Source organism: Polaromonas sp. P1_F1 (assembly GCF_056405795.1).
The window spans coordinates 298513-320461 of sequence record NZ_JBFUBJ010000004.1 but is presented as its reverse complement, the minus strand read 5'-3'; the positions used below and the strand labels follow the sequence as shown (position 1 = coordinate 320461).

Annotated in this window: 20 protein-coding genes; 8 read left to right on the top strand and 12 right to left on the bottom strand. The window is 62.4% G+C overall.

Annotated elements, in window-relative coordinates:
* Positions 1-5 precede the first annotated feature (5 nt).
* From earP to AC1DZE_RS13745, 3 genes are all read left to right on the top strand, one after another.
* Entirely contained in the window at positions 6-1151 is a 1146-nt protein-coding gene (gene earP, locus AC1DZE_RS13755; protein ID WP_477672723.1) for an elongation factor P maturation arginine rhamnosyltransferase EarP, read from the top strand.
* 117 nt (positions 1152-1268) lie between these two features.
* The gene (gene efp / locus AC1DZE_RS13750) at positions 1269-1823 is read left to right on the top strand and encodes an elongation factor P (RefSeq protein ID WP_411883615.1); all 555 of its coding nucleotides are present in this window, start codon (positions 1269-1271) and stop codon (positions 1821-1823) included.
* Positions 1824-1938: 115 nt separating this feature from the next.
* Positions 1939-2802 (top strand): LOG family protein, encoded by an 864-nt coding sequence (locus tag AC1DZE_RS13745; RefSeq protein ID WP_457278831.1) that lies wholly within the window; start codon positions 1939-1941, stop codon positions 2800-2802.
* On the opposite strand, the gene AC1DZE_RS13740 is transcribed toward AC1DZE_RS13745, so the two are convergent.
* The 10 genes from AC1DZE_RS13740 to AC1DZE_RS13695 form a co-directional block, all read right to left on the bottom strand.
* Positions 2780-4000 (bottom strand): MFS transporter, encoded by a 1221-nt coding sequence (locus AC1DZE_RS13740; RefSeq protein WP_477671027.1) that lies wholly within the window; start codon positions 3998-4000, stop codon positions 2780-2782. The two genes, AC1DZE_RS13745 and AC1DZE_RS13740, sit on opposite strands and share 23 nt — an antisense overlap.
* Positions 4001-4024: 24 nt before the next feature.
* Positions 4025-5380, bottom strand: coding sequence for a DNA recombination protein RmuC (locus tag AC1DZE_RS13735; RefSeq protein WP_477671226.1), 1356 nt, complete (start codon positions 5378-5380; stop codon positions 4025-4027).
* A 36-nt stretch (positions 5381-5416) separates the two neighbouring features.
* The gene (locus AC1DZE_RS13730) at positions 5417-6403 is read right to left on the bottom strand and encodes a 2-hydroxyacid dehydrogenase (RefSeq protein WP_477671028.1); all 987 of its coding nucleotides are present in this window, start codon (positions 6401-6403) and stop codon (positions 5417-5419) included.
* A complete protein-coding gene (locus AC1DZE_RS13725; protein ID WP_477671029.1) occupies positions 6400-7704 on the bottom strand; it encodes a citrate transporter in 1305 nt (434 codons plus the stop codon). The genes AC1DZE_RS13730 and AC1DZE_RS13725 overlap by 4 nt, the downstream gene beginning before the upstream one ends.
* Before the next feature lie 36 nt (positions 7705-7740).
* Positions 7741-8937, bottom strand: coding sequence for a nicotinate phosphoribosyltransferase (gene pncB / locus AC1DZE_RS13720; RefSeq protein WP_477671030.1), 1197 nt, complete (start codon positions 8935-8937; stop codon positions 7741-7743).
* A 103-nt stretch (positions 8938-9040) separates the two neighbouring features.
* On the bottom strand, positions 9041-9394 hold the full coding sequence (locus AC1DZE_RS13715; protein ID WP_457278836.1) for an FKBP-type peptidyl-prolyl cis-trans isomerase: 354 nt from the start codon (positions 9392-9394) through the stop codon (positions 9041-9043).
* A 140-nt stretch (positions 9395-9534) separates the two neighbouring features.
* Positions 9535-10281 (bottom strand): nitroreductase, encoded by a 747-nt coding sequence (locus tag AC1DZE_RS13710; RefSeq protein ID WP_477671031.1) that lies wholly within the window; start codon positions 10279-10281, stop codon positions 9535-9537.
* The gene (locus AC1DZE_RS13705) at positions 10281-10721 is read right to left on the bottom strand and encodes an acyl-CoA thioesterase (protein ID WP_477671032.1); all 441 of its coding nucleotides are present in this window, start codon (positions 10719-10721) and stop codon (positions 10281-10283) included. Before AC1DZE_RS13705 ends, AC1DZE_RS13710 begins: the two co-directional genes overlap by 1 nt.
* Positions 10693-11718, bottom strand: a complete 1026-nt coding sequence (locus tag AC1DZE_RS13700) for an NAD(P)H-binding protein (protein ID WP_477671033.1) — start codon at positions 11716-11718, stop codon at positions 10693-10695. Before AC1DZE_RS13700 ends, AC1DZE_RS13705 begins: the two co-directional genes overlap by 29 nt.
* Before the next feature lie 88 nt (positions 11719-11806).
* A complete protein-coding gene (locus tag AC1DZE_RS13695; protein WP_477674159.1) occupies positions 11807-12754 on the bottom strand; it encodes a histone deacetylase family protein in 948 nt (315 codons plus the stop codon).
* A 271-nt stretch (positions 12755-13025) separates the two neighbouring features.
* Here AC1DZE_RS13695 and AC1DZE_RS13690 point away from each other — a divergent pair, with 271 nt between their 5' ends.
* On the top strand, positions 13026-13571 hold the full coding sequence (locus AC1DZE_RS13690) for a phasin family protein (protein WP_457279775.1): 546 nt from the start codon (positions 13026-13028) through the stop codon (positions 13569-13571).
* A gap of 239 nt (positions 13572-13810) precedes the next feature.
* On the opposite strand, the gene AC1DZE_RS13685 is transcribed toward AC1DZE_RS13690, so the two are convergent.
* Positions 13811-14704: a patatin-like phospholipase family protein gene (locus AC1DZE_RS13685; protein ID WP_477671227.1), complete on the bottom strand. Its 894-nt coding sequence runs from the start codon at positions 14702-14704 to the stop codon at positions 13811-13813.
* Between the two features lie 120 nt (positions 14705-14824).
* On the opposite strand from AC1DZE_RS13685, the gene AC1DZE_RS13680 reads away from it, so the two are divergent.
* Entirely contained in the window at positions 14825-15868 is a 1044-nt protein-coding gene (locus AC1DZE_RS13680) for an extracellular solute-binding protein (RefSeq protein WP_477671035.1), read from the top strand.
* A gap of 224 nt (positions 15869-16092) precedes the next feature.
* Complete coding sequence (locus tag AC1DZE_RS13675; RefSeq protein WP_477673744.1) at positions 16093-16860, top strand: 3-hydroxyacyl-CoA dehydrogenase; 768 nt, start codon at positions 16093-16095, stop codon at positions 16858-16860.
* 2 nt (positions 16861-16862) lie between these two features.
* On the opposite strand, the gene AC1DZE_RS13670 is transcribed toward AC1DZE_RS13675, so the two are convergent.
* On the bottom strand, positions 16863-17795 hold the full coding sequence (locus tag AC1DZE_RS13670; protein ID WP_477673745.1) for a LysR family transcriptional regulator: 933 nt from the start codon (positions 17793-17795) through the stop codon (positions 16863-16865).
* A gap of 111 nt (positions 17796-17906) precedes the next feature.
* Between AC1DZE_RS13670 and ggt the strand changes: the two genes are divergently transcribed.
* Both ggt and dnaG read left to right on the top strand, forming a co-directional pair.
* Complete coding sequence (ggt, locus tag AC1DZE_RS13665; protein ID WP_477673746.1) at positions 17907-19775, top strand: gamma-glutamyltransferase; 1869 nt, start codon at positions 17907-17909, stop codon at positions 19773-19775.
* Positions 19776-19842: 67 nt separating this feature from the next.
* The gene (gene dnaG, locus AC1DZE_RS13660) at positions 19843-21825 is read left to right on the top strand and encodes a DNA primase (protein ID WP_477671037.1); all 1983 of its coding nucleotides are present in this window, start codon (positions 19843-19845) and stop codon (positions 21823-21825) included.
* Positions 21826-21949: the final 124 nt, after the last annotated feature.

The following is a 21949-nucleotide window of genomic DNA, read 5'->3' as shown; positions in this document are numbered from 1 at the left end:
CTTTCATGAATCGCAGCCTGCAGTGGGACATTTTTTGCAAAGTCATCGACAACTTCGGGGACATTGGTGTGTGCTGGCGCCTGGCCGCTGACCTGGCCTCGCGCGGGCAAAAAGTGCGGCTCTGGGTGGACGATGCCTCAGCATTGACATGGATGGCCCCCGGGGGCTGTGAAGGCGTGCAGGTATTTCCGTGGCCCTCCGGTGAACAACCCCTGGACCTGGACACCGCAGGGCTCGCGGGGCAGCCCTGCGATGTGCTGGTTGAGGCCTTCGGCTGTGAAGTTGCTCCTGATTTCATAGCGACTTGCGCTCGCCAGCATTGGGCTGGAGGCCAAAAACCCGTATGGATCAATCTCGAATACCTGTCTGCCGAGGACTACGTGGAGCGCTCCCACGCCATGCCGTCGCCGGTACAAAGCGGTCCGGCCGCCGGCTGGACCAAGTGGTTTTTCTACCCGGGCTTCACGGCTGGTACCGGCGGGCTGCTGCGCGAGTCAGGCCTGCAGGACAGGCAAGCAGGCTTTGACCGCGCAGGCTGGTTGAAAACCTACGGAATCCACTGGGGCGGCGAAACCCTGGTGTCCCTGTTTTGCTATGAGCCCCCTGCGCTCGAAGGCCTGCTGGCGCAATTTTCAGAACATGGCTTGCAGGGCAAACCAGTGCATCTGCTGGTGGCTGCGGGGCGTGCCGCAAATGCCGTTCGCACCCTGCTTGACGATCAAAATCGGCTGCAGCCCAATAAGGACGGGCGCAAGCAGCTATCAATTTCATACCTCCCCCTGCTGACGCAAACCGGCTTTGACCACCTGCTCTGGGCCTCGGACCTGAATTTTGTGCGCGGGGAGGACTCGGTGGTGCGGGCGCTTTGGGCCGGCAAGCCTTTCGTCTGGCACATCTATCCGCAGCATGACGGCGCCCACCTGGCCAAACTGCAGGCCTTCCTGGACATGCTCCAGGCGCCCCCCTCCCTGCGGGCTTTTCACGCCGCCTGGAACGGCAAAACAGCGTCGCCACCCACCGTCGGCGGCCTGGCGTCCTTCCCCATTGACCTGCCGGCCTGGCAAGCAACAGCCCAAGCGACCCGTTCCCGCCTCATGGCCCAGGACGACCTGGGGACACGGCTGCTCGGTTTCGTGACAAAAAAACGTTAAAATCATAGGCTTTGCAGAACAGCCTGAAGGTCGACCAGACTTTGGCGTCCTGCACAACCCGCCGCGGAACCTGCACACCGGTGCAAGCGTTTAGCGGCCTACCTCAGTAAAACTGCTATGAAAATCGCTCAAGAAATCCGCGCCGGCAACGTCATCATGAACGGCAAAGACCCGATGGTGGTGCTCAAGACCGAATACAGCCGCGGCGGGCGCAATTCCGCCACCGTGCGCATGAAGCTCAAAAGCCTGGTCGCCAACTTCAACACCGAAGTCGTGTTCAAGGCCGACGACAAGATCGACCAGATCGTCCTCGACAAAAAGGACTGCACCTATTCCTACTTCGCAGACCCGCTGTATGTCTGCATGGACTCCGAATACAACCAGTACGAAGTCGAAGCGGAAAACATGGGCGATTCGCTCAATTACCTGCAGGACGGCATGGAACTGGAAGTCGTGTTCTACGACGGCAAGGCCATCTCGGTTGAACTGCCCACCAGCGTGCAGCGCGAAATCACCTGGACCGAACCCGCCGTCAAGGGCGACACCTCCGGCAAGGTTCTGAAGCCTGCCAAGATCGCCACCGGCTTTGAAATCGGCGTGCCCATCTTTGTGGCGCAAGGCGACGTGGTCGAAATCGACACCCGCACCGGCGAGTACCGCAAGCGCGTGTAATCCCGCTTCTGCCTCTTTCATCTCCCTCAAAAGGCTCCTTACGGAGCCTTTTTGCTTTGCGCGGCCTCCAGTCCCCGAAAAGCACCCTCTCCACCTGATCGTTCACAATAAGCTTATGGAACAAAAACAAGATTTATCCGTCAGCCGCCTGGCCAACGCCTGGGCTGAACTGCAGGCCCATGCACGGGAAGGCACACCGCTGGAGGCCGACGCCTCACGGCTGGCATTTGCCGACCCGGAGTTTTTGCTGCGGCGTGAAACACGCGGGATCCGCTTCCAGCTGGAACTGCTCAAGCCCGACCTGGAACAGCAGGCCCATGGCATTGAAAATACCGTGGTCGTTTTCGGCAGCGCCAGGTTTCGCAGCGAGGAAGATTCCGTCACCATGGTGGCCGAAGCCGAGGCAGGCGGGGATGCCGAAACCATAGACCGCGCGCGCAAACTGGCCCGCAATGCCCACTATTACGAAAAAGCCCGCGCCTTCGGCAAGCTCGTGGCGCAGTACAGCGAGACAAAACCGCCCGAGACCAAGCTCTTCATCTGCACCGGCGGCGGCCCGGGCATCATGCAGGCGGCCAACCGGGGTGCGCACGAGGCCGGCGGGCTCAGTGTGGGCTTGGCGATCGCCCTGCCCATGGAAGAAGCGGCCAACCCTTATGTGCCGCCTGAGCTGTCATTCAAATTCCACTACTTCGCGCTGCGCAAGATGCACTTCATGATGCGCGCCAAGGCGCTTGTGGTGTTTCCGGGTGGTTTCGGCACGCTCGACGAACTGTTTGAAGTCATCACGCTGGTACAGACCCGCAAGGCCAAACCGGTGCCCATCATTCTTTTTGGCAGCAGCTACTGGAAACGCCTGCTCAACACCGACATGCTGGTGGAAGAAGGCGTGATATCGCCCAACGACCTCAAGCTCTTTCAGTACGTGGACGACGCACAGGTCGCCTGGGACCTGATCAAGGACTTTTACCGTCTGTAGGCCCGGTTTCGGGATGGTGCCCGCCATGGGCAGACATGCTGTCCTTGAGCAGCCACGCCGCGCGTGAACCCGCGCCGACCATGGCCCCGGTGACCCAGAAGACCCCGCCGATTCCCATCAGCGCGCCGGCAGATCCAAACAACATGGGCATCACCACGCTGGACGCATTGATCGCCATCAAGCGCAGCCCCAGCGCTTCGCCGTGGCGCGCTTCCGGTGTGATCTGGTGCAGCATGCTCATCACCATGGGTTGCACCATGCCCAGCGCAAGGCCCAACAGGATGGAGCACAGGCCCATGCCGATCGCCGAATGCATCAAGGGGTAGATGCCGAACAGTGCGGCTGTCGCCAGCATGGAGACCGCCAGTACCTTCCACTCGCGCAGATGGGCCGCCACCAGCGGCATCACCATGCGGATCAGGGCCGCGGCTACCGCAAACGATCCCAGGATGGTGCCTATGACCGAAGCACTGATGCCGCGCTCAAAACCCAGCACCGGCACCACAAAAGTATGGACGTCCCAGCAGGACGACAAAAACCAGTTCACCAGCATGAGGCGGCGAAAGTCGGCCTGGCGCAGCAAATCCCAGGCCTTGGGCTGCACCCCGCCGCTGGCGGCGATCACCGGAGGGAGCTCCCGCGTCTTGCGCACCAGGAACCAGCAGGCCAGCGGCAGGATCGCCATCAACAAAAACGCCGCCCGGTAGCCGGAAGTACTGCCCGGCACGGCGCCCACATGGTCGATCAGCAGGCCGGCGGAAAAAGGCCCGATGAAATTGGACACCGCCGGACCGATGGCTAGCCAGCTGAACACCTGGCGCAACTCCAGTGCGCCGACCGCCGCACGGCCCACGTGGCGCTGCAGGGAAATAACTGCCGCGCCGGTGGCGCCGCCCGTGAGCAGCGCCGCCAGACACAGCACCGGGAACACCGGAAAGGCCACCGCAGCCCCGGCTCCCAGCACCGCAGCGAACACGCTATACCGTATCGGGCGCCTGAGACCATGCCGGTCGGCGAAACGGCCGGCCGGCAGCGCCAGGAAGACTTGCGTCAGAGCGAACAACGCAAGCAGCACTCCCACCGCCGCAGGGCTGTAGCCCTCGCGCAGCGCCAGCAGGGGCGCCGCCATGCGCGTGCCGGCCATGCAGGCGTGCAGGCAGATCTGCGCCACGATAAGGCGTGCAAGTTCAGGCGTCATGACGCACAGCTCATGCGGTGCGCATCAAATGTTGTCCAGGTCTTTGTCAAGCGGATCCAATGGAAGCAGGCGGGCAGAATCGATTTCCGGGAGCGCTTCGACATTGCGCAGGGCTTTGCCCATGACACGGCTGCGCTGCTCGGCGCTGCTCAGCGTGTTGAGCACGGTTTCGGTTTGCGACTTGACCTTGGCCAGCACGTCGCCGAACTTGCCGAACTCTGTCTTCACCGCACCCAGCACCTGCCAGACTTCGCTGGAACGTTTTTCCAGCGCCAACGTGCGAAAACCCATCTGCAGTGAATTGAGCATGGCCAGCAGCGTTGTCGGGCCGGCCAGCGTGACACGGTGGTCGCGCTGCAGGAATTCCATCAGGCCGGGCCGGCGCAGCACTTCGGCATAGAGGCCCTCGGTCGGCAAAAAAAGAATCGCAAAATCGGTGGTGTAAGGCGGGTCTATGTATTTCTCGGAGATCGACCTGGCCTCCAGCCGTATGCGCGTCTCCAGCGCCTTGCCGGCGATTTCAGCGCCCAGCACATCGGCGCGCTGTTGCGCGTCCAGCAGGCGCTCGTAGTCTTCGCTCGGGAATTTCGCGTCAATGGGCAGCCACAGAGGTTCACCCGAATCAGACCGACCTGGCAGCTTGATGGCGAAATCGACCGGGTTCTTGCCACCACGGCGGGTAATGACCTGGGCCGCATACTGGTCGACGGTGAACACCTGTTCCAGCAGCGCCGATAGTTGCGCTTCGCCAAAAATGCCGCGCGTTTTCACATTGGTGAGCAAATGCTTGAGGTCGCCCACGCCCTGCGCCAGCGTCTGCATTTCGCCCAGGCCCTTGTGCACCTGTTCGAGCCGGTCGGCTACCTGCTTGAAACTTTCGCCCAGGCGCGTCTCCAGCGTCGTCTGCAGTTTCTCGTCGACCGTCTTGCGCATCTCGTCGAGCTTGGCCGAATTGGTTTGCTGCAGTTGCGCCAGCTGTTTTTCCAGGGTCTCGCGCACTTCACCCATGCGCCTGGCGTTCGACTCGCTGACGGACTGCAGCTGAGTGGTCAGGGTATCCGACAGCGTTTTTTGCAGCAGGGTGAGTTGCTGCGAAAACGCGTCAATTTGCGTGTTCTGCGTGCGGATCGCTTCGGCGCTTTGCTGCACCAGCGTTTGCTGGAAGGTGGCGAAAGTAGTCGCCAATTCCTGCCGGCTACTGCGCGAGTTGTCGCCGATCTCGCGCCGCAATTCACGCTCAAGTTTGTCGTGGCCTGCCGCGATGTTTGCCAGCAGCTCGATGCGGCCCGTATCCGCTGGTTCGGCGGGCTTGCGCAACAGCAGCCAGACCAGCAACAGCAGGTTGGCCACCAACAAGGCAATCATCAGCCAGGATTCCATCATCTGTTCATTGTCCGCTTGCTGCCTTCTTCTTGCTTATTTGCCGGCCAGTACCACGGGGTTGAGCGGGGTCAGCGGCTTCTTGCCGCCGAAATATGCGATCAGGTTGTCGGCAGCCAGCCCGGCCATGGCAAGGCGTGTGGGAATGGTGGCGCTGGCGATATGCGGCGTCAACACCACATTGGGTACGGTCAACAAATCAGGATGCACCTTGGGCTCGCCCTCGAACACGTCCAGGCCTGCGGCTGCGATATGCTTGTTCTTCAAGGCGGCAGCGAGTGCGGCATCGTCGACGATACCGCCGCGTGCGATGTTGATCAGGTTGGCGGTGGGCTTCATCAACGCCAGTTCTGCTGCGCCAATGGTGTGGTGGGATGAAGGCGAATACGGCAGTACCAGCACCAGGTGATCTGCCGTCTTGAGCAGTTCTTCCTTGCCGACGTAGCTGGCTTTGCATTCTGCTTCCAGCGTTGCATCCAGGCGCGAGCGGTTGTGGTAAATCACCTTCATGCCAAATCCATGGGCACCGCGTTTGGCAATGCCCTGCCCTATGCGCCCCATGCCCAGGATGCCCAGCGTGGCGCCGTGGATGTCGGAGCCCGCAAACATGTCGTAGCTCCATTTGGTCCATTTGCCGGCGCGCAGGTAATGCTCGCTTTCGGTCACGCGGCGTGCCGTGGCCATCAGCAGGGCAAAACCGAAATCAGCGGTGGTTTCAGTCAGCACGTCGGGCGCGTTCGTGGCCAGCACGCCGGCAGCGGTCATGGCGTCGATGTCGAAGTTGTTGTAGCCCACCGCCATGTTGGCGCAAATTTTTAGACCCGGGCAGGCGGCCAGCACCTCCGCGTCGATTTTGTCGCCGCCGGTGGTGAAGGCGCCGTCCTTTCCCTTGAGGCGCTCGGTGAGCTGGGTCTTGGACCAGGTCTCGTCGGCCTGGTTGGATTCAACCTCGAAATACTGTTCCAGGCGGGCGATGACTTCGGGGAATACGGCGCGAGCGACGAGAATTTTGGGTTTGGTCATGGTGTTTTCACAAGTGATGCGGGAGCAGGTACTTCCGTCCCGGTGGGGGAATGCATTGCGGACGCCGGCGGTGCGGTCGCTGCAATCTTTCGGGCACGGGGAGCGTCAGGATGCCAGCCAAGCACGGCCAGCAAAACGAAAAATCCGGCCACATAGCCCAGCGCCACATGCCAGCCGCCCTTGATCCAGGCGCCAACCGACTTGGCCTCGGGGTACATATTCGACAGGGCCACACCAGCGGAGGAGCCAAACCACAGCATGCTGCCGCCAAAGCCGACGGCGTATGCCAGAAAGCCCCAGTCGTAGCCGCCCTGGTGCAGGGCCAGCGCCGTGAGCGGAATGTTGTCAAACACCGCACTCACAAAACCCAGGCCGAAAGCAGTTTGCCAGCTGGCGGCCGGCAAATGCTGCACCGGCATCATGGAAGCGCAAAGCACCAGCGACAGCAGAAACACACTACCGCGTGCGGCGTCAGGCAACAAGCGCCAGTCGGGCCGGCGCCAGGGCGTGGTCACCGCGATGGCCACCCATACCGAGATACCGATCACCGGCAGTTGCTCCAGCACCGCCGGATCGCGCAGGTTGAAATACACATTGGCAGCTACTGCCGACAGCAGAATGATGGCGACGATGCCCAGCCGGGCCCAATGCAGATGCGCGCCCGGAGTGGCGTCCTTCATGATGGGCTGCAGCGCGTGCTGCTGGCGCGCAGCGATCACGCCGAAGATGGCCAGCGCCACCAATGCACCGACATAGGACTCGAAGACCTGGCCCGGCGAAACCCCGGCAATCCACATCATGGTCGTGGTGGTGTCTCCCACCACGCTGCCCGAGCCGCCCGCGTTGCTGGCGGCCACGATGGCAGCCAGGAAGCCGATATGAACACGCTTGCGGTACAGCGCAGATGCCATGGTGCCGCCTATCATGGCCGCCGCGATATTGTCGAGAAAACTGGAGATCACGAAGACCAATACCAGCATCACAAAGCCGCCTTTCCAGTCGTCGGGCAGATAGCGCGGCAACAGTGCGGGGATACCGCTCTTTTCAAAATGATCGGACAGCAGCGCAAAACCCAGTAACAGGCCCAGCAAGTTGCCGAGCGTCACCCACTCGTGCGCGAGCAATTGCAGCAGGCCGCCGATACCAGGCACGCCTGAAAAATCACCCAGCGCGAGCTTGTAAAGCGTGATGACCGCCAGGCCCGCCAACGCCACCTTGAGCGTGTGATGGTGGAACACTGCAACGCCGAGCAGCGTCAGGCCAAACAATACGAAATCTAGGGGAACGCCTGCAATAGTCACGCGCGGGTTTTCAAGATAAGCCAGGTAGGCTGTCGATTATGCAGGCGAGGCGATTTCAAACACCTGCCGCAAATATGCCAGGTATTTTTCGTCGTCGCACATGTTCTTGGAAGGTGTGTCAGACAGCTTGGCCACGGGTTGGCCGTTGCAGCGGATCATCTTGATGACGATCTGCAGCGGCTCATAGCCCAGGTCATTGGTGAGGTTGGTGCCGATCCCGAAGGCCAGCTGGCAACGCCCCCTGAACTGCTGGAACAGCTCGATGGTGCGCGGCACCGTCAGGCCGTCGCTGAAAATCAGCGTCTTGGTCTGCGGGTCGACCCGGTTCTTGGTGTAGTGCGCAAGCATGCGCTCGCCCCACTGGAACGGGTCGCCGCTGTCGTGTCGCGCGCCGTCAAACAGTTTGCAGAAGTACATGTCGAAATCGCGCAGGAAGGCACTCATGCCGTAAACGTCCGACAGCGCGATCCCAAGGTCGCCCCGGTATTCCTTGGCCCATGACTCGAAGCCAAAGACCTGACTGTCACGCAGACGCGGCCCCAGCGCCTGGCAGGCCTGCAGGTATTCATGCGCCATGGTGCCTAACGGCGTCAGCCCGAGCTTCATGGCAAACAGCACATTGCTGGTGCCGGCGAACTGGCCACCCACCCCCGTGCCCAGCCGCGTCACCAGGGTGCGCAGCACTTCTTCGTGCCAGGCTTTGCCAAACCGGCGGCGTGTGCCGTAATCGGCGATCTTGAGCGTTCGCAGGCCCTGCGTCTGCAACTCGCCAATTTTGGTCTCCAGGCGCTTGCGACCTTCGACCAGGTCCGCCTTCTTCTGCGTGTTGCGAAAATAGACCTCATTGATGATGGCCAGCACCGGAATCTCGAAGAGGATGGTGTGCAGCCAGGGGCCCTTGATGGACACGTCGATCTCGCCCGAAGGCAAGGCCGTGACGCTGACGTACTTTTCATTGAGCCGGAAGATGCCGAGGAAGTCGACAAAATCGCTCTTGATGAAGCGCATGGCCTTGAGGTAAGCCAGCTCGGCATCCTGAAAGCGCAGACTGCACAGGCCACGGATTTCTTCCCGTATCTCGGTCACATAGGGCGCCAGATCACCAATACCCGGAGCACCGGCGTTGCGGCACTTGAAGCGGTATTCCACCTCGGCGCCCGGAAACTGGTGCAAGACCACCTGCATCATGGTGAACTTGTACAAGTCGGTGTCTAGCAGGCTGGTGATGATCATGGGGATCGCTTGAGGGCCGCGGCGCCAGGGCGCCTTGGCGGTTAATCAGGTGAACAGGCCCGGCGCCAATGCCGCACCGGGGCCTTCTTCAACTCGCGCCAGCTCAGGTACCGAGAAAATCCACTTCAAACAGCAAAGTGGCGTTCGGTGGAATCACGCCGCCGGCGCCGCGCGCACCGTAGCCCAGCTCCGCCGGAATGACGAGGCGGCGGGTGCCACCCACCGACATGCCTTGCACGCCTTCGTCCCAGCCGCGGATCACCTGCCCTGCGCCAAGGGAAAACTCGAACGGCTGGCCGCGGTCCTTGCTGGAGTCGAACTTGGCGCCCTGGACGCCGTTGTTATAGAGCCAGCCGGTGTAGTGAACCTTGACATGTTGCCCCGCCTTGGCGATGGCACCGGTGCCCAGCACGGTGTCTTCGTATTGCAGGCCGGAAGGTGTGGTGGTGAGATTCATTGTGAGGTCCTTCTAAAACAGGTGAAACAAAAAAACAGAGCCCAAACAGGCAAAAAGAAATCGCGTCTTTTCGCGAATCCCTGACTTTACCCGCAACACCCAAACTAGCTGGCGCGTACGGAGATGCAACTGCGCTGCGCCTAATCAAGCCATGTGGTGAATTCCGAAGCCGGCACCCGTGGCGTACGGAATGTGTTGACGAGCGCCGTGTCATCGGCATAACCCAGCGCCATGCCGCACACCAGCATTTCGTCGCTACCCGCGCCGATGTGCGGGAGGATGATCCGGGAAAACCCGTTCCAGGCCGCTTGCGGGCAGGTGTGCAGGCCCAGGCCGCGCGCGGCCACCATGAGGTTTTGCATGAACATGCCGTAGTCCACAAGTGAACCCCGGCCCATCACGCGGTCCAGCGTGAACATCAGGCCCACAGGCGCGTCGAACAACTGGAAGTTGCGATGGTGCTGTGCATGCATCTTGTCCTTGTCGCCCTTGGTGATTCCCAGCAGTCCGTAGAGGCCCCAGCCGTTTTCGCGACGGCGGTCGATATAGGGCGAGACCCACTTTTCAGGGTAGTAGTCGTATTCCTCTTTGTAGTCGGCGGCCAGTGCGGGGTTGGCGTATATCGCGTCATGGGCCTCGCAGACTTTGCCGACCAACGCATCGCGGCTCGCGCCCTGCAGCACATAGGCCTTCCAGGGCTGTGTGTTGGTGCCTGAAGGCGCGCGGCTGGCTACTTCCAGCAGGTGGGCAATGGTCTCGCGCGGCACCGGTTTGGGTAAAAACTGGCGTATCGACTGGCGGCTGACGATGGCTTCATCCACCGCATTGCGTGCATCGCCTGCTCGGCGCGGGGTGATATAGGGAAGCACGGGCAGTGCCTGGGTCATCAGAGGGTCTCCAGTACAGAAAGCAGTTCGGGGGGCAGTGGCGCCGGCCGGCGCGTGACGCGGTCGACATACACATGGATGAAATGGCCCCGGGCCGCGCACGATGCACCCTCATCGCCGGGGAACAGGGCCACTTCGTAGCGCACGCTGGACGAGCCGACGTGTGCCACGCGGATGCCCGCGACCACCGGCTCCGGAAAGGCCAGCGGCGCGAAGTAGTTGCATTGGGTTTCGATCACCAGGCCGATCACGCTGCCGGTGTGGATGTCGATGGCGCCGCGTTCAATCAGGAGGCCGTTGACGGCGGTATCGAACCAGCTGTAGTAGACGACGTTGTTGACGTGACCGTAAACATCGTTGTCGGACCATCGGGTGCCGATGTCGCGAAAGGCTTTATAGGCGCTGCGGGCTTCAGCCTGCGGGCGTGTCGGGGAGGTCATGAGAACCTATTTTGCCAGCGTGAACCTGGCCGGACTCAGGGTGGGCTTTTGGATGAATAACTGGGCTGCAGGGAAGTCTGATCGGAAGCGGCTCGCGCCCCAGCAATTCCGGCAAACGATTGGGTGAAGGCACGTTGTCCCGCTGCAGCAATATCCAGTGCCCATACGAGAAAGGCGAAAAGTGCAGGACGTCGCATACATGCGCGCCCAGGCGTGCCGCCCAGTTGGGCAACGGAATTTGCAGCGCGCGGGTGCGGGTGTAGTCGGCGCGAAGCTCACGCAAATACTCCGCGTAGCCGTATCGGCGGGTGCCGCCGAGTTCAACCTCGCGGTGACCAGCCAGGGAGGAAAGAGCCGCAAGCGCAGCAAACGCTTTCCCAAGATCGGTGGCAGCCATCGCCGCAATACCGCCGCGCGCACCGCGCGGAATAAATTGCACCGGCGAGCGCGACAAGCCGCGCAGCCAGCGGGCACCAAAGCCGCCCTCGCCGTCGAGCAAGGACGGCCGCACGATGGCGTAGTCGCTGCCCGACGCCGCGATGGTGTGCTCACCCAGCAGCTTGCTCGACAAAAACCGGCTTTTGGCGCCTGCGTGCAAGCCCAGGGCCGAGGTATGAATCAGCCGAATGCCGGCGCCGGCGCAAGCGACGGCCAGCGCCGCTGGCGCGCGGTGATGCACATGGTCATACGACTCATTCGGCCGCTGGCGAAGGATGCCCACGCAATTGACGACCACGTCCACATCTTTCAGCAGGGTTGTCCACGCATCGGGCTGTAACAGCTGCTCAAAGCGCGCAGCGCGCAAGACAGCAAAAGGATAGGCCTCTTCGTGGCGCGAAGGATGGCGGCTGCCGATCGAAACCTGCGCGCCCGACGCGTGCAGCGCCGCCACGGCATGGCGGCCAATGAAGCCGGTGCCGCCTAACACCAGCACGCGAAGAGCGTGGGCAGCATGGGCTGCGGTATTTTTCTGGGATTCCCCGGAGCGTGGCTGCATATTTTTGTTTGTTATTAGCTTGTTTTACTTCCTGGCCACCTAGGATGGCCCTGGCAATGTAGCAGCAATCCCCGCTGGATCACCCCCGCTACGGATTCCAGCGCTTCCAGTATTCAAGCGCCACCCGGTAGGTGTTCATCTGCACCTGCACGGTTTCGTCGATGTTGATGCCATAGCCACCCGCCATGGAAAACGCCAGCGGGATGCGGCGCTGCCAGGCCCAGTCGAAGACGCGCCGGTCGCGCGCCTCCAGACCGTCAAAACTCAGGGCCAGCCGTCCCAGCCGGTCGCCCACGTACGGATCGGCGCCCGCCAGAAACAGCACCAGCCCCGGCTCAAAGCGCCGCTCCAGCTCGTCAAGCGCATGCTCCAGCGCCTGCAGATAGGTTGCATCGCCGCAGCCGTCCGGCAAGTCCACATCGAGGTCGCTGGCTTCTTTTCGAAACGGGAAATTCTTTTGCCCATGCAACGACAGCGTGAACACGCTGGTGTCCGCGGCAAAGATGCTGGCAGTGCCGTTACCCTGGTGCACATCCAGATCGATGATGGCGACCTGCAGCGGTTTGCGCTCGTGGCGGTGCAGCCGCGCCCACTCCGCCTGCATGAGCCTGGCGGCCACCGCCGCATCGTTGAAAACGCAGAAGCCGCCGCCTTTGTGGGCATACGAGTGATGCGTACCTCCGGCCAGGTTGGCTGCAACGCCCTCGCCCCGTTTGCCCCCTGGCCCCATCGCCACGCGGGCCGCTGCAACGGTGGCGCCGGCAGAGCGGCGCGCACGCTCGGCCATGCCCAGGCTCCAGGGAAAGCCGATCTCGCGCTGCGCGGGCGCCGGCAAGGTGCCGTGCATGATCGCATCTATATTGGCGGGCGTGTGAACAAGGGCGAGCTCACCATCGGTGGCGGCCGGTGCCTGCGCCATTCGAACGGCCGACAGTTCGTTGACCAGGCGGTCGCGCAACAGCCGGTACTTGGCCATGGGAAAACGGTGCCCAAGCGGCAGCGGCAATACGAAGTTGTCGGCGTAAAAAGCTTGCAAGATGAGAAGCGAGGAAGGGCTTCAACGATTGTGGCCTGAAGCAGCAGCGACGGGCATGTAGTACCCAGCACCGGAAATCGTGGACTTTTGAATGCTTTTGAATTCTGTTTTCGGGGTGCAAATAGGGCCCGACATCTAAAATGGTGCAGTGCAACAAAAACTGCTTGCAATGCCTCGGCCAATGCCTATACTTAGGGTCATGTTGCAGTGCAGCAATTCAGCGCAACGCAACTATTGACCCGACGACTCATTAACTTATATCTGGAGATTAATTATGCTGACCGCTGAACAAATCATGGCCTCCCACAAAGCCAACATCGAAACCCTGTTTGGTCTGACCCACAAAGCCTTCGAAGGCGTTGAAAAGCTGGTCGAACTGAACGTGCAAGCCACCAAGGCTGCCCTTGCCGAAACCGCCAACCACGCACAAGCCGTGATGGGCGTGAAAGACGCGCAAGAACTGATGGCCCTGCAAGCCGGCCTGGTCCAGCCCCTGGCTGAAAAGACCGCTGCTTACAGCCGTCACCTGTATGACATCGCTTCGGCTGCCGGTGCTGAACTGGGCAAGACCCTGGAAGGCCAAACTGCTGATGCACAGAAGAAGTTTGTCGGCCTGGTCGACAACGCTGCCAAAAATGCGCCAGCCGGTTCCGAAACCGCCGTTGCCGTGATGAAGAGCGCTGTTGCTGCCGCGAATAACGCATTCGAATCCATGCAAAAGGCTGTCAAGCAAGCCAGCGAAATGGCTGAAGCCAACTTCAACACCGTGGCTGCATCCGCAGTGAGCGCCACGAAAACCGCTTCCAAGAAGCGTTAATTGTTATTCATTGTTCCCGCATTTCTGCGGGAACGACCGGAGCCTGATCCCGGAACCTTGCGTAACAGCACGATTCCAGACCGCTTGTCTCCTCGGATCCATTCGAAATTCATTTTCACGGATCCAGTTAAGCCCAGTCGCAAGATTGGGCTTTTTTTTGTCCGGCGCATCCCGATTTAAGCTATTCAGGCGTTTTACCCAATAGGGACGAGCGCTAGCAGCTATCAAATCAATAGCAGCTACCTTGCCATCGCCACACCCGCTGCGGCCAGCTTTGCCTTCAGCTGTGGCAACGCGGCCAACATGGCCGCACGGCCTGAATCGATGGCGCGCTGCCGCGCAGAGAAGTCGGCGCTTTTCAGGCCCGTAAGCGACGGACGGACCACGACATCGGCATCCTTGAGTTCGTACTGGTTGATGCTTTTGCCCATGATGGCAAAAGTCTGCAGCAGGATTTGCAACGTGTCGCCGGCGAGGTTGGCTTCGGGCGGGCTGGAGATGTCGACAGCAATCACGACGTCGGCCCCCATCTGCCTGGCAAAGCGCACAGGCACCGGTGAGACCAGGCCGCCGTCTACATACTCGCGGCCGTTGATCTTGACGGGCACGAACACAGCCGGCACCGCACTGGATGCGCGCACTGCTGTGCCGGTATCGCCGCGCTGGAACAGCACGGCCTGGCCGCTGTTGAGATCGGTGGCGACGATGCCCAGCGGAATGGCCATGTTTTCCATCAGCCGGTTGGCCACAAGGTCGTTGACATAGCGGGCCAGCGCGTCACCGCGGAACATGCCGCGGCCGATGATCGGCAGCATCCAGTCGGTGATGGCAACTTCCTCCATGTTCAGCGCGGTCTGCTGCAGCTGCGCGCTGGTCTTGCCACTGGCGTACAGCGCCGCCACCAGGCTGCCGGCTGATGTGCCGACCACCAGTTGCGGCTTGAGCCCGGCCTCCTCAAGCACGGCGATCACACCCACATGGGCAAAGCCGCGCGCCGCGCCACCGCCCAGCGCCAGCCCGATGCGCACCGGCTTTCTGGCGGCCTCCGCCGGTAGCGGCGCTACAGGCGCGGCCGGTCCGGGCGGCGCTGTGGCGCAGCCGGCAAACAGCGACAAAACCGCAGCCAGGCCGATGCCCGCCAGCCAGTCCAGCCCTCGTGAAGGCTTGCACAACGTAGGGGGACTACCAAGAATGATTCTTATTTGCTTTATCATGGCCGGGCTTTAAAAATACCAGTAAGGAAGTGGAAAGTTATGTACAAAAAAGTGGTTCTCTCGTCGCTGATGCTGCTGGCAGGCTTGGCATCAGCGCAGGAACAGGTGGTCAACTTGTATTCTGCCCGCCATTACCAGACGGACGAAAAGCTCTACAGCGACTTCACCAAGGCCACCGGGATCAAGGTGAACCGCGTGGACGCGGATGACGCCGGCATTTTGGCGCGCCTGAAGGCCGAAGGCACGGCATCTCCTGCCGACGTGATTTTGCTGGTCGATGCCGCGCGCCTGCACAAGGGCGATGCGGACGGCCTCTTCAAGCCCATCAAGTCACCCGCCCTGGAAGCCGCCATCCCGGCCAAGTTGCGCGCCAAGGAAACGGCCGAAGGCACGACCTGGTTCGGCTTCTCGACGCGCGCCCGCGTTGTGGTGTTTGACAAGCTCAAGGTCAAGAAAGCCGACGTGGACACCTACGAAAAGCTGGCCGACCCGAAGAACAAGGGCCTGCTGTGCACCCGCTCCGGTGCACATCCGTACAACCTCTCCCTCTTCGGTGCGGTGACCGAGCATCTTGGCGAAGCCAAGGCCGAGCAATGGCTCAAGGGCTTGGTGGCGAACATGGCGCGTGACCCCAAGGGCGGCGACAGCGACCAGATCAAGGCCGTGGCCAGCGGCGAGTGCGGCATTGCGCTGACCAACACCTACTACCTGGCGCGCATCATGCGTTCCAACGCGCCTGAAGACAAAGTCGTGGCCGACCGCGTGGGCGTGGTCTTCCCCAACCAGGACAGCTGGGGCACGCATGTGAATATCGCCGGCGCGGCGGTTGCCAAAAACGCCAAGAACACGGCCAACGCCGTCAAGTTCATGGAATATCTGGCCAGCCCGAGCGCACAGGAGTACTTTGCCAACGGCAACAACGAGTGGGCCGCCGTACCGGGGCTGGGCGTGAGCAATCCCGCGCTCAAGGCCATGACACCGTCGGGCAATGGCAGCTTCAAGTCTGAAACCATCCCGATCAGCGCCGTGGGCAACAACCAGCTCAAAGTGCAGCAGATGTTGGACCGTGTCGGCTACAAATAAGCCAACGCCCCACTTTTGCGAAAAGCCCGGCCGCCGAAAGGCGCCGGGCTTTTTCATCGCCGGGCCGTCCCTAGATGAAAAGCGTCCCTCGGGGGCAGCGACCACACGAAGTGAACGAGCGCGGGGGGTACTTTTCATGCGCCATAATTGACGTTTACGTTAACGTCACATAAAACGTTCACGCAAGCTCTTCAAAATCCCTCCATCTTCATCAAGGAACCACCATGGAAATCGCAGGCAAAGTATTTATCGTCACCGGCGGCGCATCGGGCCTGGGTGAAGGCACAGCACGCATGCTGGTGGCCAACGGCGCCAAAGTCGTCATCGCCGACATGCAGGCCGACAAGGGCGAAGCCATTGCCAAGGAACTGGGTGCCGACAAGGCCGCCTTCGTCAAATGCGACGTGAGCCAGGAAGCCGACGGCCAGACCGTGGTGGCCAAGGCGGTTGCCATGGGCAAGCTGATGGGCCTGGTGAACTGCGCCGGCATTGCGCCCGCCGAAAAAACCGTGGGCAAAAACGGCGCGCACAGCCTGGGCTCATTCAGCAAAACCATCACCGTCAATCTGGTGGGCAGCTTCAACATGATCCGACTGGCGGCCGACGCCATGTGCAAGAACGACCCGGAAGCCACCGGCGAGCGCGGTGTGCTGATCTCCACCGCCTCTGTGGCAGCCTACGACGGCCAGATCGGCCAGGCGGCCTACAGCGCCTCCAAGGGCGGCATCGTCGGCATGACCCTCCCGATCGCCCGCGACCTGGCCCGCAACGGCATCCGCAACATGACGATTGCGCCCGGCATTTTCGGCACGCCCATGCTCTTTGGCATGCCGCAGGAAGTGCAGGACTCGCTGGCCGCGGGCGTTCCCTTCCCTTCACGCCTGGGCACGCCGCAGGACTATGCCCGCCTGGCCAAACACATCATTGAAAACGACATGCTCAATGGTGAAGTCATTCGCCTGGATGGTGCGATCCGCCTCGCACCGCGTTGAGCCTAGGCCGCAGGCGGGTGCAGCGCTGCCAGCCGTTCGGTCAGCAGCGCTGAAAGCCGCTCAATCACCTCGTTGACGCGCGCCGGCACATAGCGCCGGCTCGGCACCACAGCATAGAGCGGCGCCGGCTCACCCAGGTGACCCGCGAAAAGGCGCACCAGCTTGCCGTCGGCCAAAGAGGCCATGAGGTCGATCTCGGACTGGTAGACGATGCCCCGCCCTTCCAGCGCCCACTGCAACGCAATGGATGCGTCGTTGCAGGCCAGTGGCCCGGCCACGCGCACCTGAAAAGGCGCGCTGGCCTCTCCGTGCAATTCGAACTGCCACTGATCCTGCCTTCGCTCGCGCACATGGCAGACCAAGCAGTCGTGCTGCGCTAGTTCACAAGGCTCGAGCGGCGCACCGCGGCGCGCCAGGTAGTCAGGGCTCGCGCAAGCCACCCGGCGCGCCGGCGCCAGCAGGCGCGCAGAATGGGTCGAATCCATCAGCGGCCCATTGCGCAAGGCGATGTCGATGCCCTCGCGCACCAGGTCCACACGCGCATCGCTGATCTGCAGGTCGATTTCAATGCCGGGATGGGCGTTGGCAAACTCTGCCAGCCAGTAAGCGAGCATCTCGCGAGCCAGCATGGCCGTGGCGGTGATGCGGATGCTGCCCGTGAGGCCAAAAGTGCCCGCGCGGACTTTGGCCTGGCCTTCCGACACCAGCTCAAGGGCGCGGCGCGCATGGTCAACCATGACCGCGCCTTCGGCCGTGGGCCGCACGGCGCGTGTGGTGCGCTCGAACAGACGCACACCCAGCGAGGTTTCCAGCCGCTTGATCGCCGCGCTGACGGCCGCTGTAGACAGCCGGCAGCGCTTGCCCGCTGCTGTAAGGCTGCCAGTTTCCGCCGTGGCAAGCAGCACGCGCAAGGCATCGAGATTGTCAAATTCCATGGAAGAGTGATTTCTCTGAAACGCCATTGTGAGGCGCGGGGCCGCTCGATATATTCAACAGCGCAGGCACAGGGTCCTGCCACAAGCTACAACTACATTCAAGGATATCGCATGAGACACGCCTTCCCGGCGCTGGCAGCCACCATGCTGCTTGCCGCCTGCGCCAGCAGCCCCACCGCGTTCAACTACCAGGTCCCCGCCGATGAAGTCGCGCGCGGCACCAAATACATGCAGCCCGAGGGCTCATCCGGCTTCACGCCTAAACCGGGCTGGGCCACGAAGACCTTTGCGGTGGCGGCCGCCAACCCACTGGCCACCGATGCGGGTTACCAGGTGCTCAAAGCCGGTGGTTCGGCCATCGACGCGGCCATCGCCGTGCAAATGGTGCTCACGCTGGTGGAGCCGCAGTCCAGCGGCATAGGCGGCGGCGCCTTCCTGCTGCACGCCAATGGCGGCAAGGTCGAGGCCTTTGACGGCCGCGAAACCGCGCCCGCAGCGGCGGACGAAAAACTGTTTATCGGCGCCGACGGCAAACCGATGCCGTTTTACGACGGCGTGGTGGGCGGCCGCTCCGTCGGCACGCCCGGCACGGTGCGCATGCTGGAGATGGCCCACAAGCAATACGGCCGCCTGCCTTGGGCCCAGCTCTTTGTGCCGGCCATCCAGCTCGCAGAAAACGGCTTCAAGGTCAGCCCGCGGCTCAATACCTTGCTCAAGAGTGAAGTGCACCTGAAGAAGGACGCCACCGCCGCAGCCTACTTCTACAAGGCCGACGGCAGCCCCGTCGATGTGGGCTCCGTCTTGCGCAACCCGGCGCTCGCCGACGTGCTGCGACAGATCGCTGCCAAAGGCTCCAGCGCGCTGCTCGAAGGCAAAGTCGCGCAAGCCATCGTCACCAAAGTGCAGGGCCACGCCACCAACCCCGGCAAGCTGGCCCTGGGCGACCTGGCCGGCTACCAGCCCAAAAAGCGCGACCCGATCTGCTCGGACTACCGCGCGGCCGGCAAGGCCTACCGCCTCTGCGGCATGCCACCGCCCAGCTCGGGCGCGATTGCGGTCGGGCAAATCCTCGGCATCCTGAACAACACACCGGCAAGTACCCTGGGCCTGGTCGCCGGCACCGGCGGTGTTCCCGGCACGGTGTCGCCCACACCTTCGGCCGACTGGCTGCACCTCTACACCGAGGCTTCGCGCCTGGCCTTTGCCGACCGCGGCCAATACCTGGGTGACCCTGATTTCGTGCAGCCGCCGGGCGGCAACTGGATGAGCCTTCTCGCACCGGCCTATCTCAGCGAGCGCGCCAAGCTGATCCAGCCCGCAGGCCCGAGCATGAAGACCGCCAAACCGGGCGTTCCAGGCGCCGTCACCACCGCCTATGCGCCCATGCCCGACCAGCCCGAGTACGGTACCTCGCACATCAGCATCATCGACGGCTACGGCAACGCGATCGCCATGACCACGACGATTGAAGACCAGTTCGGTTCGCGCCTGATGACCGATGGCGGCACCGGCAAGGCTGGCGGCTTTTTGCTGAACAACGAACTCACCGACTTCAGCTTTGCCCCGACCGATGCCGACGGCAAGCCCGTGGCCAATCGTGTGCAGGCCGGCAAACGCCCGCGCTCGTCGATGGCGCCTACGCTCGTGTTTGACAAAACCTCGGGCCAGCTCGTCATGAGCGGCGGCAGCCCCGGCGGTGCGCTGATCATTCACTTCACGGCCAAGACGCTTTACGGCACGCTGAACTGGGGCCTCAATGCCCAGCAGGCGATCGACCTGCCCAACTTCGCCTCACTCAACGGCCCGAGCATCCTGGAAGAAAAACGTTTCTCGCCGGCCACCGTCGAGGCGCTGCGAAGCCGCGGCGCCGAGGTACGCGAACAAACCATGACCAGCGGCCTGCAAGCCATTCAGAGAACACCCGAGGGCTTCTTCGGCGGCGCCGATCCGCGGCGTGAAGGGCTCGTCCTGGGTGACTAAACCGCCCGATACCCCGTGAATTACAAGGCCCTGCCGTCGCAGGGCCTTGTTGTTTCTACAATCGGTTATGGCCATCCCCCAATCGTTCATCCAGGAGCTGCTCGCGCGCGCCGACGTGGTGGACATCGTGGGCCGCTACGTGCAGCTGAAAAAGGGCGGCGCCAACTTCATGGGCCTGTGCCCCTTCCATGGCGAAAAATCGCCCTCTTTCAGTGTCAGCCCCTCCAAGCAGTTCTATCACTGCTTCGGCTGCGGCAAAAACGGCAACGCCATCAGCTTTCTGATGGACCACGGCGGCATGACCTTTGTCGAAGCCGTCAAGGACCTTGCCCAGCAATACGGCCTGCAAGTGCCTGAAGACGACGTCTCCCCGCAAGACCGGGCGCGGGCCGCCCAGATGCGCGAGCAGCAGGCCACACTCACCAGCGTGCTTGAAAAAGCCGGCGTCGCCTACATCAAGGCCCTGCGCAACTCCGAGCGCGCCATCGACTACTTCAAGGGCCGCGGCGTTTCGGGCGAAGTCGCCAAGACCTTCGGCCTGGGCTACGCACCTGAAGGCTGGCGCAGCCTCGCCAGCGTCTTTCCGGATTACAACGACCCGCTGCTGGTAGAAAGCGGCCTGGTCATCACGGGCGAGCCCGGCGAAGAAAACCAGGCCGGTGAAGCCAAGCGTTATGACCGCTTTCGTGACCGGGTCATGTTCCCCATCCGCAACGTCAAGGGCGAATGCATAGGCTTTGGCGGCCGCGTGCTCAGCGACGAAAAGCCCAAGTACCTCAATTCGCCGGAAACCCCTGTGTTCAGCAAGGGCCGGGAGCTTTATGGCCTGTTCGAGGCCCGCACCGCCCTGCGCGAACACGGCTATGCCCTCGTCACAGAAGGCTATATGGACGTGGTGGCCCTGGCCCAGCTGGGGTTTGCCAATGCGGTGGCAACCCTGGGCACCGCCTGCACGGCTGATCACGTGCAAAAGCTGTTCCGCTTCACCGACTCAGTCGTCTTCAGCTTTGACGGCGACAGCGCCGGCCGCCGCGCCGCCCGAAAAGCGCTGGACGCCGCCCTGCCCTTTGCCACGGACGTACGCACCGTCAAGTTCCTGTTCCTGCCGGCCGAACACGACCCCGACAGTTACATCCGCGAGCACGGCCAGGAAGGCTTCGCGGCCTATGTCAGCAAGGCCGTGCCGCTCAGCCGCTTCCTGCTGGAGGCCGCCGCCGAGGGCTGCGACCTGGACACCGCCGAGGGCCGCGCCCACATGGCCAGCAACGCCCGCCCGCTGTGGAACCTGATGCCCGATGGCGCATTGAAACGCCAGCTGCTGGCTGAAATTGCCGACAGGGTATTGATTGACAGCCGCGAACTGATGCAGCTTTGGCAACCTGCGACCTCCAAGGGCAGCTATAAAAATAATAGCAGCTTACGCACGTCCAATAAGGGCCAGAAGCCGGAATCATCCTCAGCATCAGGCGCTTCCCAGGACATGTCCGGCCCTGCGGACTATCTGCCGGATTTTCGCGAGGAGCCCGATTACACCTCGTCCGAGCCCTCTGGCAACTATTTCCCGGCATCGTCAACGGCGGGACGCAGCTTCGGCGCCCGGGCTCCACGCCGCGTGGCTGGCCGTATCCTGCCGGCCAGTCGTGAAGACCGCGTGCTCAGGTTGCTGCTGACCGAAGCCCAGACCTGGGACCGGCTCACCACTGAAGAGCATCATTTACTGGTCGAGTTGCCTGAGCCCCACGGCCCGCTTTTCATCTGGCTGGAGAGCCAGTTGCATGAGCACGGACCCCAGCCCTGGGCCGCCTTGCGTGAAGGGCTGCGCGGCCACCCTTACGAAAGACACGCCACAGCGCAGATCGCACAGATTCCCGAAGGCATCGAAAGTGACTGGGATGAGGTTCGGAGCATCCTGGACCAGCTCCTGCGCCTGCACCGCCAGCGCGAGATGAGCGAGCTGGCCGCTCGCGCCGCCACCGACCCGGCCGCCCGGCAGCGCTACCTGGAACTGGCCGCCAGCCTCAAAACCACCGCCACCGACCCGGCCCGCTGAGCGGGCCCGGCCTCCGGAAAAATCCCTGTTTCTGGGCCATATAAATCGCCCAAAAAACAGGCAACAGGGTATAATCCGATTTTCGACGGCAAGCGCGACAGCAGCACCTCCGGCCCGGCCACCC